This window comes from Spiroplasma endosymbiont of Colias croceus (genome assembly GCF_964020095.1).
In the GTDB taxonomy this organism is placed as follows: Bacteria; Bacillota_I; Bacilli_A; order Mycoplasmatales; family VBWQ01; genus Spiroplasma_E.
In genome coordinates this window covers 12,717-26,514 of record NZ_OZ026536.1, presented here as the reverse complement: position 1 = coordinate 26,514, position 13,798 = coordinate 12,717, and the positions used below count along the sequence as shown (strand labels likewise).

The following is a 13,798-nucleotide window of genomic DNA, read 5'->3' as shown; positions in this document are numbered from 1 at the left end:
CCAAATTCTACTGTCAACAATTAATTTTAAATTTTATAATAAAACCCTTATATTTATAATAAGGATTAAAGTTTAATTTAAATATTTCTACTAATAGATATCTATAAAAATTAGAGATAATTTATTAAACATTTTTTACTTTCTAAATATTAATTTTGTATAAAATATGTTTTGTTAAAATATCACTTTTATTTATTTTTGGATGATAAAATTCTTTTATTTTTTTCATACCTATTCGTTTCATTACATTTTCTGATTTAATATTTAATATACTAGTAAAACTATAAATTTCAGTTAATTTTAAATTGTTTTTTGCATATTTTAAACATTCTTTAGCTGTTTCTGTTGCTATTCCTTGACCTTAAACACTTTTTTTAAAACGCCAACCAATTTCAATACATGGTCTAAAATCAACAATAAAATCAACTTCGCTAAAGCCAATAAAACCAATAAATTTATTGTCTTTTTTTAAATTCAACAGCATAAAAACCAAATCCATTATTATTTAAATTATTTTTAATTTTCAAAAAATATTTTTCTGTATCATCTTTTGATAATGTACTAGAAAAATATTTCATGACATCTTTATCAGAATTTAATAAAACAAGTTCATCTAAATCACTATCTTTTCACTGTCTAATTTTTAATCTAGGGGTTTCAAAAAATATCATATTTTTACTCCTTTGTTATGATATTTTTTCTATTAACAATTTGTTAGTTTATTTAATTAATAATATTAACTTCAATTTATTTCACTTGGTTTCATTGGTTTTTCATTATTCTTTACACTAATAATTTTACCATTTTTAACGTTAATAACAGTATTTGCAACATATTGGAAGTTAGGATTATGACTAACCATAATAATTGATGTTTTATATTCTCGATTAACATCCAATAAAATCTCTAACACCTTACGCCCCATTTCCTCATCAAGTGCTCCTGTTGGCTCATCACAAAATAAAATTGTCGGATTCTTTGCTAGTGCTCTACCAATCGATACTCTTTGTTGTTGTCCACCTGATAATTGACTTGGAAACTTATTCATATGTTCATCCATTTCAATAACTTGAAAAATATCATCAATACTCATATTTTTATTTTTATTTTTAGCAAGATTTTCACCAACTTCAGCATTTTCACAAGCAGTTAAATTAGTTAATAAATTGTATTGTTGAAAAATAAAACCAACATTATCTCGTCTAAATTTAGTTAAATGACTATCTTTTAATAAAGATAAATTGTATCCCGCCACAAAAACATCACCAGTATTAGGTTTATCCAATCCCGAAATAATATTTAATAATGTTGTCTTACGACTTCCCGATGGTCCTAAGATAACAACAAAATCACCTAATTTAATTTTTAAATTAACTCCTTTTAATACTTCATATTCTAAGTCTCCAGTTAAGTAAGATTTTTTAACATCAAATAATTCAATAACATTAGTTTGAGTATCAGGAGTATTATTAGTCATTGATATAATTTTACCTGCTAAAATTTCTTTTGAATGAGTTTTTGTTAATTTTTTAATTGCTTTTTGATTATCTTTAAAGGCTTGCAATTTAGCTTTATTAGCTTCTATTTCTTCCTTTGATTCTGGTTTATCATGAGATTTATGAGTTACTGGTGGTATTGTACCTTCGGTTTTAAATACTGACTTCTTTGTAAAACTAGATTCTAACTTATTTTTAGTTACTTGTTTACTTCCAATGTCTTTATCATCTTTTTTAATTTCCTTATTATCTTTTTTCATTATCATTTCTCGTTTTTAATTCCATACTTTTATAAATAACACACTCATTTTATCAATTACTTTATCTTATTTATATAGAAATGCTTAAAAAATATTTTAACTTCCTTGTAATAAAGCTGTTACTGGTTTGTATTTAATTAAATATAACCCAACAGCATAGCCAATAACCATTATTAAAAATACCATTCCAAAGCAAGATAAAATTGTAACTAGATTAGCAGCCACATTAAAAACAACGCCTGCTTTAGTTGCAATAATTAAAGTAATAATATTTCACACAACATAAGAAATAATAGTACCTAAAATAAAAGCAACCAATAAAGCAATAATATAGGAGCCAATAATCAATCTGTTAATTTCATTTACACGATAACCCAAAGATTTCATCATTGCAATAATTAATAAATTATTATCTAAAATCATATTAACAATAATTACCAATACAAAAGCTACAGCAAATAATGTTAAAATTTTTGTAATATTTATAATTGTTCTAATTCCATCAAATATTTCAACTAATAATCTTTTAACTAAATCATTAATAAAAGGTATTTTATTAATAGGTTCTAAATTTTTTGCTAATATTTGTTCTTTAGTATATTCTACAGATGGTTGCAAAATATTTATATAATTTAATGGAAAAATATTGCTCTCTTTAGATAATCAATGATTAAAAGAATCTGATATTGGTTTTGGATCTTCTGACGGGGAAGGTTTTATTAATCCAATAGATGTTCGTAAATCATCAAGATTAATATAAACATTCGAATTGTCTAAATTATTTTCAATAATTCCTTTAACTTGATAAATTACTGGAATTGTATAATTATATCAACTTGCTAACATTAAAAAGTGATCATCAATTTTATAATCATTTAAAATTGATAATGTTTTTGAAATAACTGCTGGTAAAATATAAGCTGTAGTTGTTATATTTTGTCCTTGATTATCAGTATAAGTAACTTTTTGTGCTTGTAAATTATGAGAATTATTAAAAATAGGATCAATATCACGATTTTTTGCTTCTTTAAAGTTAAATCAATTTTTTCAAACTAAATCTTGATATGGATCATTATAAAGTCCTGTTGCTTTAATTTTTTTTGCGAGCATGCGGCCTTGATTATGTCCTTTTCATTCATTAGGAGGTCTTAAATTTATTTCAATAGTTGGATAATACTTATTATTATAAATATTTAAACCTAAACTAATACCAGGCAACGGGTTTATTTCTGGATTAATACCTGTATTTGTTGAAATATAATTAAATATTTGATGAATATTTTGACAAATAATTTCCATTAATCGTTCAGGTAGTATCTTTTTTGGATTAATAAAATCTTCACAATCAGATTTAGTCTTAGTTTTTTGATAAAGGATATTAATTTCTTCGCTATTCATAAAATAATCTTTAAAATTATTATTAATAATAACACTTTCAATTTTTTTAGCTTTACTATCATTATCAATATGAAAATCATCAGCTACTCATTGATGATATTTATTAGTACCAGTTTCTTTATCTTTCGCAATATCTTTTTCTGAAACTCAATCAAAAACCTGCTTATCAATACTTAAATTAGAATCATTAGTATATGTATACATTGATGAAGTTGATGTATTTCATTTAACATCTTTATTGTAATATCCATATAAATTATTTATTTTATTATCAAATAAATCAGTAGCTGAACTTTGAAATAGTAATAAAAAACTAACAAAAATAAAAGTAAAAAATACTAAAAATAGTTTTCCAACCGATTTTAGAGTGAAAGCAATTGCTAAACGTTGTTTAAATGGTCAATAACGAAAGGGGTATTTTAAAACTGAAATTAGTTTAGAACTTGAATTACTTGGTATATCATAAATTAATAATAATGGACTAACACGTAATTTTGTTTCCGATTGCATATAACTAATTACTATAAAAATAATAGGAATAATTATTAAGCTTACAATAAATACTATCCAACTAAAAAATAGTATTGGTAATGGCATAAAAAACCCAATGTTATTTAACGAATTAAATCATATTTGTAATCCTAGACTAATACCTAAACCAATAATACTAGAAATGAATGTTATCAAAAATATTAAAATTACAAAACTAATAGCAATATGAAAATTACTATAACCAAGAGCTTTTAATAATCCTATCTGTGGTTTTTGTAAATCAATTTCTTTTCTAACATATGACATAATGATAAAAATAATAACTAATAATACTACAAGAGTAATTGCCGTAAACATTATATTTTCCATTTTAAAACTCTCTAAAATTTGTCCTGAACGAATATCTTCACTATCACTGCTAATAATTGAACCAAAACTAAAACTAAAAGTTTTAATTAAAAGTTCTTCTAACTTACTAACAAAATAACTATCGTTATTGTTAACTCTTAATAAAAATATATTATTTAAATTAGTTCTAAATGTAGAATCTTTTATTAAATTATTAAACCATTGATTTGACATATAAACAGGACTTGTATTTTCAGATGTCGGATTAGGATTTGTTGCAGTACGACTACCAGTAATTCCCCAATAAGCATAGCCAAAACCAACAACTTTTAACTTTTCAACTTTATCAATAACTGTTATATAATCATTTAATTTAATATTATTAATACGTGCAAATTCAGGATTGATCACTATTTCTAATGGATTAATAGGTTTAATGCCTTCGGAAATATAAACTTCATTAATATTATTTCTTTTTGGAGCAAAATCAAAAGATTCACTTTTTTCTGAAGTATAAAATCCATTTTCTAATGAATAATAAATTTTTTTAAGAGAAATAACGTTTTCATAATCAAAAGTTTTAAAAAATGATTTAGCAAGTTCATAATGTTGCAAATTATAAATTTCATCATTTTTAACTTCGTTTTCTAAAATATCATTAAATAATATTCCTTGATAACTTAATCCTCAGTTTAACAAATAATTTTCAAAATCTTTATTAATTTCTACTCCCGAAGGAAGGGTAGGAAAACTATTATTTCTAAGATTATTTTCTTTAATTTCATCTATCTGTGCATAAATTTCTGATTCATGTAGATGACCTTCAAATTGTTTTTTGATAATTGTTTGGATTCTTGATGTTATAGTAGCAGTATCTTTATAATTATTTAATAATTGTAAATTAATACGATAGTCATATTTACCACTATTGTTTAATACTGTATAAAAACCCGATTCAGCTCTTGATGCTGTACTATAAAGCGCAGAAAGAGTAGAAATTACAATAACTAATAGTATTATAATACCTAAATATTGTAATAATCTTTTCTTGATTCCTCTTAAAACATTAACAAAAAGATTGCTCATTATAACTCCAATATTCTTATACAACTTAAAAACTGCTAATAGTATAATTTTATCATAATAAAATAATGCTAATTATATTTGAACTATATTAAAAAATAAAAATTTTAATATTATTATTAACTTCTAAACTTATTTACTTAACTACTTTTTTACATTTTTCTAAAATTGCAATTTTATTAAGGTCAGCAATACCAACATAAGGTAAGTTTCTCAATTTTTCATCGTAATCAAGACCATATCCCACTAAAAAATGATCAGGAACTTCAAAACCATATCAATCAGCTTCAATTTTAGCAACTCTTTTAGATTTCTTATCTAATAGAGTAATTATTTTTACCGATTTTGCTCCAAGTTCTTGTAAATGATCACGAATTTTAAATAACGAATTACCTGAATCAATAATATCTTCAACAATTAATAAATCACGATCCTTAACATTATTAATAATATCCATTCTTATTTTTGGTTTATTTACCGCCTTTGTTTGCCCTAAATATGACTCTAAATACATAAAATCAACCAAACAATCAATCTTAAGATTTAACATAAATTGTGATAAAAAAGGTAAACATCCTCTTAATATTCCTACTAAAATAATGGGCTCTTTATTATCTTTATAATAACTATTAACTGATTTTGCAAGTTCAATAATTTTATTATTAATTACATCAGTACTTAATAATATTTTTTCTACTAATTCATGTTTTTCCAACATTGTTTTTCTCCTTATTACTTTTTATATTATATTTACCAAATAAAAAAAGAAAATAAAACAAAACTTACACATTATTGAAAATATTAAAATAGTAAGTTTTGTTTTTTATTATAATAATTTAATTATTTCTTCTTAGGAACAACTGATATTGTATCATCATCAGTCCCTGAATTATTATCTTCCTTTTTATCATTTGATTCATTATCCTCTTTGGAAGGATTTTTACTATTTTTTTGCATTTCTTTTTGCATTTCTATTACTTCAATTGGTAATTTATTATATTTATCAATATATTCTATTTGTTCAGCAGTAATTGTTTCTAAAGTCATTAATGATTTAGCAATTAATTCTAATGTATCTTTATGTTTTTTAATTGTTGCTACTGCTTCAATATAACAAACATCTAATAATTTTTTAATTTCTCCATCAATTTTAGATGCAATATCATCAGAAAACTTATTTGCTGCAAAAGGTGAATACTCATTACGTGGACTTTCAAATTGAACTAATCCTAATTCAGATGACATTCCATATTCAGTTATCATTTTTCTGGCAATATTTGTTGCTTTTTCTAAATCATCATGAGCACCAGTAGTAATATTTGCATTACCAAACATAATTTCTTCTGAAGCGCGACCACCTAAATAACCAGTAATAGTTGCTCTTAAATGTACTTTTGAATAAAACATAGTATCTTCTTTAGGAGTCATAATAGTATATCCACCTGCTTGTCCACGTGGTATTATTGTAACTTTTTGAACTTTAGAAGCATATTCTAGTTTTAAACCAATAAGAGCATGTCCAGCTTCGTGATATGATACTATTTTTTTATCCATATCAGTAATTACTCTTGAAGTTTTAGCAGGTCCACCAACAACTCTATCAATAGCTTCATCAATTTCTACTAAACCAATAACTGTTTTATTATGACGAACAGCTAACAACGTTGCTTCATTTAATACATTTTCTAATTGTGCACCACTAAATCCTGGCGTTCGCTCTGCTATTCTTTGAAAATTAACTTTTGGCGAAATATTTTTATTACGAGCATGTAATCGTAAAATTGCTTCACGTTCTTTAATATCAGGTCAACTTAAAGAAATTTGACGATCAAATCTACCTGGACGTAATAACGCTTCATCAAGTACATCAGCACGGTTAGTGGCAGCCATAATAATAACTCCCAAGTTAGTTTCAAATCCATCCATTTCAACTAATAATTGGTTTAAAGTTTGTTCATTAGTTGCAGTTGAAGCTGAGGCACGTTTTCTTCCTACTGCATCAATTTCATCAATAAAAATAATACAAGGAGCACTTTTTTTAGCAGTAGTAAACATTTCTCTAATTCTTGAAGCTCCAACTCCAACAAAAACTTCTTCAAATTCAGAACCAGAAATTGAAAAGAAAGGAACACCTGCTTCACCAGCAACTGCTTTTGCTAATAAAGTCTTACCAGTACCAGGCGGTCCTACAAGAAGAACTCCTTTTGGCACTCTTGCACCCATTTGTGCATATTTTTGTGGAAACTTTAAAAAATGAACAACTTCTTCTAATTCCAATTTTTCTTCTTTAATACCAGCAACATCAGTAAATCTAGTATCTGATGTTCTAATCTTAGCACGACTTTTTCCCATTGAAAAAGGACTCATGCCACCACCGGCACCCATTTTATTCATTTTAGAAAATAATCAAAATGAACCACCAACTAATAGTAATGTTGGAAACATACTAATTAAAAATGTTTTTCAAAACGGAACTAATTCACTAATAATTGTGGGGTTAATATCAAAGCCTTTACCCTCTTTATCTTTTCTGAATAATTTTTCAATAACATCATGATAAAAACCACCTGTAGCAGTTCCAGAAACTGTCGCTTCAAATCGTTTTACCTTACCATTAATTCCTAAAAAACCTGTAATATAAGTAGTATGATCAAAAAATTGAACTTGTACTCCATCAATTTTACTAACAGTGTCACTACTATTGCCAGGGAGTTTACCATCTCTAAGTAATGTTTCTAATTGAAATTGATCTAAAGTTAAAGCATTACCTCTTAAAAAATATCACAATAAAATTCCAACAAATACTAAAAAAGCAACGAATAGTGCAACAATCATTCAATTAATTTTAATTCGCGTTTTCATTATTTTTTCACCTACGTTTAATTTCTAATTTATTTTCTTAAATAATACCATAATATTTTAGCACATACAAATTAGGTTTCTCACTAATATTGTTTTTATTTACTGATAATTTTGGAATTGCCACTACTTTTCCGCTTGAATTTATGATTACTGGTCATATAAGACGTTCACGATATGGAATTTTATTATCAATAAATAAACGATTAATTTTTTTTGTACCAAATGGTGTCTCAATTTCTTCTTCACCATTATTAGTTCTAATTGTTAATGGAAAATCTGATTTATTAATATATAAAGCTTGAAATTCACCACCTGTTGGTTCAGTTTTAGAAATAGTAATTTCCTTAAAATTATAGTTATTTATTTTAGAAATTTTATAACTAAATTGTTTTGGTTCATTTTTTTCACTAATATATGCAAAATTATATTCTTTAATAACTCAAGTATTTTCAGAAATACAAATAGTAATATTTGGTTTACTAGATTTAGTTAAAACTCTAACTATTTCTTTAATTTTAGCCTTTTTTAAAGATAAAACTAATTCTTCATCATATTGGCTTAAAAATTCATAGATAATCATTTGTTGTAATTTAAATTCATATTTTTTAAATTCATTAATAGCAAGCACATCATCATTAATAATGGTATTATAAATTACTTCAAGTTCATCTTTCAGTAACTCTTGTTCACTATTTAATTCTTTAATTTCACTTAACATTAAATTAATATCAAAATCAGTAAGTTTATTAATTTGTTGTTGTCTAATTCGATTTCTTTCATAAATAATTAATTCATTTGTTTCATCAAATCCATATTTAATATGATACAAAGTTAAATAGTCAATAATATCTTCTTTTTTTAATTCTAACATTGGACGATAAACCGATAAAGATTTATATGTTGTTTTAAATTTTAATCCATAATAAGAAACTATTGCCTTGCGTTGTTTTTGAATAATATATGTTTCAAGTAAATCGTAAATATGATGTGCTACAACAAGATTATAAACTTGATATTTTTGAGCAATTTCATTAAAAAAATCATATCTAAGTACACGTGCTTGACTTTGAAAATTTTGTTTTTTATTGTATTCCTCTTCTTTAATATTTTTTACTTCTAAAGTTATTTTATTATTTGTACAATATTCTCGAACAATTTGCTCATCAACATTACTACTTCAACGTTTATGATAATTAACATGACAAACAATAATTTTAAACTCATTACGTACTAAATTATCTAATAAAAACATACTATCTGGACCACCTGATACAGCTAATAAGTAAGTTATTTTTTTATTAAGTTTATTTAATCAATTAATATTCATTTTAAACACCTAACCTTACACTTATATTAAGATTATTTATATCACTTTGCTATTTCATCAATATAAGTATTATTTTCATTATGACAAATCAATGGTGGCAAAACAATCATTCCTTCTTTCGCTAAAAATCCTGCTTCAATTAAAAAAACATTGGCAGCCTGATTAATTTTAGGATAAACTATTTGTAATTTTTTAGGTGTAATTTGATATTTTTTTAATAAAAGCAGTGTTTCGTTTATTCTTTCTACACTATTTATCATAACCAATCGCCCTTTGTCTTTTAATAATTTACTTGCGCTAGCAATAATCTCCTCTAAATTAATATATACTTCATGTCTTGCTGCAATTTTTAAAGGTTGTGCTTTTACTTTGCTTTTATCTCATAAAGGAAAAAAAGGTGGATTACATACAATTAAATCAACTTTTTCTTTTTCTCTTTGAGCATAAATTTTTATGTCTTCATGAACAATGACAATTCTTTTTTCTAAATTATTAAGTTTTATATTTTCTAAAGCAAGTTCAACAGCTGGCTCTTGAATTTCAATACCAATTACTTTTCCTTGAAATTTTGCCGCTAAAATTATTGGAATAACAGCATTATTAGTTCCAAAATCAATTATTGTTTTAGTACTGGGTTTTATTTTAATAAAATTACTTAATAAAATAGTATCCAAAGAAACACAAAACATATCTTTTCTTTGAATAAGCTTAATTTTTTTATCATCTTGATTTAAAATTAAAATTTTTTTTGTACTTTCCATAGTTTAATTATCACTTACCTTAATAAGAAAAGAATTTATTAATAAATTTAAGTTAACATTAAATTTTAATTTAGTAATTGTAAATGAAATTTGTTCTAAAATATAGGCTATGTTTTTTAAATTACTATTTTTTCATAAATTAACTAAACTTTCAATAAAAAAATTATTAAAATCATACTTTTTAAATAAAAGAAAAGTTAATTTATTAAAAACTACTAAATTAAAAAATCTAAAAAAGTAAATAATTTCTTCTTTTAAACTAATTATTTTTTTATTCAAAAGTTGATTGTTAACTTTTTTATCATTATCATTAATAATAAATTGTTTAATAATTTCAATATATTTTTTTAATTTAAGTTTACTGCTTTCATCTGTCAAAAAAGTAGTATTTGAAAATATTTTTAAAATTAATAATTGTTCATCATCATAATCGTTACTAACAAATATATCATTTTCTTTTGAACAATTTATCAATTGACAACGAGATTTAATAGTAGGGAGTATTTGATTAATATTAGTGGTAGTAAAAATTACATAAATATTTTTAGATAATTCTTCTAAAGTTTTAAGCATAACATTTGAGGCTGAAGTTGAAGAAAATTCAATTTGATTTATTAAATAAATTTTATTAGCATCTTTTTCTAAATTAGTTTTAGAAAAATCATTAATAATTTCTAAAACAATATTTTTATTCATAATATTATTTTTACTAAAATCAAATTTTTTAAAATCAAAATAACTATTAGTTTTAATTTTAAAACAATTTTGACACATATTTTCTTCAGTACATTTTTTTAATTGATTATTATTTTTACAAACAATTTTTTTTATTAACTTATTACTAACATTTATATTTAATATTTTATTTTTCGAATACAATAAAATTACCTGTGGAATATTTTCCATTGCAAAAATAGAAAAATTTTCTGATTCTTCATTTTCAAATAAAATTACATTATTTTCCTTCATTAGATCCTCTAATTTTAATTTTTTTTTCTTTAAAACCTTTTTCTTCAACTAAATTTATGATTAGTTCATAAACACTATTAAAAACTTTTTTTTCTGATAAATTAGCATTTATTGTATGAACGCGATTTGGATTACTAATAGCAATTTTTTTATAACCATTATATACTTTTTGATGAAATTCTAATGTTTCTTCATCTAATCTATTCAATTTTTCACTTTTTCTTAATAAAATTCGTTGTAAACCTATTTCTGGTTTAATATCAAATAAAACTGTCAAATCAGGTTGATAATCTTCAAAAATAAGCTTTTGAATAAGATTTATTTTATCAATATCTAAATTTCTAGCATAACCCTGATATGCTAAAGTTGAGTCAGAAAAACGATCAGAAATAATGATTTTATTACTGTTTTTATTTGGCAGAATTTTTTCAATTAAATGTTGTCTTCTAGCTGCAATATAAAGCAAAACTTCTGTTCATGGATCCATTAATGTATTTTCTTTATTTAAAATAACTTGTCTTATTTGTTCAGAAATTTCGCTACCACCTGGTTCTCTCGTAATAATAACATCAAAACCATCTTGTTTTAATTGTTCTTTAATCATTTTTAAAACTGTAGTTTTACCTGCACCTTCTGGCCCTTCAAAGGTAATAAATAACATTTTTCTACCTCTTTCTATGCTAAAATTACTAAACTTTTCTAAAACTTGCCAGCAATATTTTTTTCTTTTTCATCTATTTGTTTTAATGCTTTATTTAGTTCTGTTTGTAGCATATCATTAATACTTGAATAATCATTTTCTGCTTCTTTTAATAATCCTTCAATATTAATTGAAACTAGTTTACGTCCACCTGTTATAATAATTTTAACTAAACCATCAATATCAGAAAAAGTAAATTCTTCTTTTTTAAATTTTGTTAACTGTCCTTGAATTGCTTGTGCTTGTGCTAACATTCTTTTCATATCCATATTTTTCACCTCATATTTTTATATTTCTTCAATTTCAGTAAATATTTTTTTTATAAAATTTAAAGTCGGATCTCTATCTACATTGGTAAATGACTCAATTACAGGTTTTGATATTACAATATCTACTGGTTTTGGTAATATTTTTTTTGTTAGTAACTCTTGATATTTTTTTCTTGTTTCCTGTCATTGATTTTTATCAAGGGCATAAATCATATATTCATTTTCTAATAAAATATTTAAAAATTCTCTATGTTCTTTACTTAAAAAACTTTGATTTATTAAATCAGATTGAATAATATTTTTGGTAATAATAATAATGCCATTAGTAGATGCTGCCGCAATAATAGTATTTATATAAACTTTAATTATGTTTCTAAATTTATTATCATTAATAAATTTAGAAATATTTTTTCACTTTTCACTAACTTCTTTTCTAATATTTTTATCAGCTTGTAAAATTAAATTAATGGCTTTATCAATTATCTCATCATTTTTTAAATTTTTCACAGTTGGTACATTAAAAATTTCTTTTTCTTTAATACTAGTATTTTCTTCTTTTACTAAAATTGAAGTTAATTCTTCATTATTTTTATCTATTTCGCTTTTTTTTAAAATTTTTGTTATTTCATCTTTACTATTTAAATTTATACTTTTATTTTCGATATTCATAATAGATATTTTTGTTTTTTCTAAATAATTTAATGAATATTTATTCTCAAAATTTTTAATTAAATTTAATATTTTTAGTATTAATGTTGGTTTTAAATCATCAACATCTTCTTGAATTAAAATGTCATTAAATGAATTCAAAATTAAAAGTAAATCAGATTTTACTACTTCAGAAAAAATATTTACTTGTTGAATATTTATCATTTTAAGTAATTCTGTTTTTTTAGTAATAGCATAAATTAATATTTCTTCAAGAATGTAAATAAAATCAATAATATTTTTTTTATATTGAATAGTATATTCATCAAATAATGTTAATTGTTTTATTACTTGCTCAATATTACAATTAAATATATTAATTAAAAATAATATTTTATTTTTTGTTGATAAAACAGAAAATATTTTTTCAACATTTTTAAGTGTTATATTATTACCATAATTAAATGTTTTTTCTAAATAATTTAAACCATCACGTAAAGATCCTTCGCTCAATATTGCTAATTCCTCTACTGCTTCAACCTCAAAATTAATTTTTTCTTTTGTTAAAACATCAATAAAATGTTTTTTAGTTTCATTTACATTAATTTTTTTAAATTCAAATCATAAACAACGAGAAATTATAGTTGGAATTACTTTATATGGTTCTGTTGTTGCTAAAATAAAAATAATATGTTGTGGTGGTTCTTCTAAGGTTTTTAATAATGCGTTAAAAGCAGAAGTTGTTAACATATGAACTTCATCAATAATATAAACTTTATATTTAAAATTCATCGGTAATAAGTTAATATTATCTCTAATACTTCTTATTTCATCAACACCATTATTGGAAGCACCATCAATTTCTAAAATATCAATACAATTATTTGAACTAATGTTTATACAATTTTCACAAGTATTACATGCATCTCCATCAATGTTATTTTGACAGTTAATTGCTTTAGCAAATATTTTAGCCGTTGATGTTTTTCCTGTACCTTTTGAGCCTGAAAATAAATAAGCATGATTAAAACTATTATTTAAAATAGAATTTTTTAATATTCTTACAATATTATCCTGACTAATTATTTCTGAAAAAGAATTTGGTCGATACTTTCTATAAAAAGATTTATGTTTCATTTAAATCACCTATATTTATCCTAACAATTTTTTATAAAATTTGTTATA

12 protein-coding genes are annotated in these 13,798 nt (G+C 23.3%); all 12 read right to left on the bottom strand.

From position 1 onward, the window contains the following. Positions 1-142 precede the first annotated feature (142 nt). The 12 genes from AACL24_RS15440 to dnaX all read right to left on the bottom strand — a co-directional run bounded on the left by AACL24_RS15440 (position 143) and on the right by dnaX (position 13,750). Positions 143-304 carry a hypothetical protein gene (locus tag AACL24_RS15440; RefSeq protein ID WP_422398071.1) on the bottom strand — a complete coding sequence of 54 codons (162 nt, stop codon included), beginning with the start codon at positions 302-304 and terminating at the stop codon, positions 143-145. 151 nt (positions 305-455) lie between these two features. After that, positions 456-671, bottom strand: a complete 216-nt coding sequence (locus AACL24_RS00115) for a GNAT family N-acetyltransferase (protein WP_252319083.1) — start codon at positions 669-671, stop codon at positions 456-458. Positions 672-736: 65 nt separating this feature from the next. Further along, positions 737-1,756 (bottom strand): ABC transporter ATP-binding protein, encoded by a 1,020-nt coding sequence (locus tag AACL24_RS00110; protein ID WP_339047885.1) that lies wholly within the window; start codon positions 1,754-1,756, stop codon positions 737-739. A 96-nt stretch (positions 1,757-1,852) separates the two neighbouring features. Continuing rightward, on the bottom strand, positions 1,853-5,080 hold the full coding sequence (locus AACL24_RS00105) for an ABC transporter permease (protein ID WP_339047883.1): 3,228 nt from the start codon (positions 5,078-5,080) through the stop codon (positions 1,853-1,855). A 133-nt stretch (positions 5,081-5,213) separates the two neighbouring features. Continuing rightward, entirely contained in the window at positions 5,214-5,792 is a 579-nt protein-coding gene (gene hpt, locus AACL24_RS00100; protein ID WP_339047881.1) for a hypoxanthine phosphoribosyltransferase, read from the bottom strand. A gap of 125 nt (positions 5,793-5,917) precedes the next feature. Continuing rightward, positions 5,918-7,939 (bottom strand): ATP-dependent zinc metalloprotease FtsH, encoded by a 2,022-nt coding sequence (gene ftsH / locus AACL24_RS00095; protein ID WP_339047879.1) that lies wholly within the window; start codon positions 7,937-7,939, stop codon positions 5,918-5,920. Between the two features lie 37 nt (positions 7,940-7,976). After that, the gene (gene tilS / locus AACL24_RS00090) at positions 7,977-9,266 is read right to left on the bottom strand and encodes a tRNA lysidine(34) synthetase TilS (RefSeq protein ID WP_252319076.1); all 1,290 of its coding nucleotides are present in this window, start codon (positions 9,264-9,266) and stop codon (positions 7,977-7,979) included. A gap of 32 nt (positions 9,267-9,298) precedes the next feature. Beyond that, a complete protein-coding gene (locus AACL24_RS00085; protein WP_252319074.1) occupies positions 9,299-10,027 on the bottom strand; it encodes a tRNA1(Val) (adenine(37)-N6)-methyltransferase in 729 nt (242 codons plus the stop codon). Between the two features lie 3 nt (positions 10,028-10,030). After that, the gene (locus tag AACL24_RS00080) at positions 10,031-10,996 is read right to left on the bottom strand and encodes a hypothetical protein (RefSeq protein ID WP_252319072.1); all 966 of its coding nucleotides are present in this window, start codon (positions 10,994-10,996) and stop codon (positions 10,031-10,033) included. Beyond that, on the bottom strand, positions 10,983-11,657 hold the full coding sequence (gene tmk / locus AACL24_RS00075; protein WP_339047876.1) for a dTMP kinase: 675 nt from the start codon (positions 11,655-11,657) through the stop codon (positions 10,983-10,985). Before tmk ends, AACL24_RS00080 begins: the two co-directional genes overlap by 14 nt. 38 nt (positions 11,658-11,695) lie before the next feature. Then, entirely contained in the window at positions 11,696-11,965 is a 270-nt protein-coding gene (locus AACL24_RS00070; RefSeq protein WP_339047874.1) for a YbaB/EbfC family nucleoid-associated protein, read from the bottom strand. 18 nt (positions 11,966-11,983) lie between these two features. Continuing rightward, positions 11,984-13,750 (bottom strand): DNA polymerase III subunit gamma/tau, encoded by a 1,767-nt coding sequence (gene dnaX, locus AACL24_RS00065; RefSeq protein WP_339047872.1) that lies wholly within the window; start codon positions 13,748-13,750, stop codon positions 11,984-11,986. Positions 13,751-13,798 lie beyond the last annotated feature (48 nt).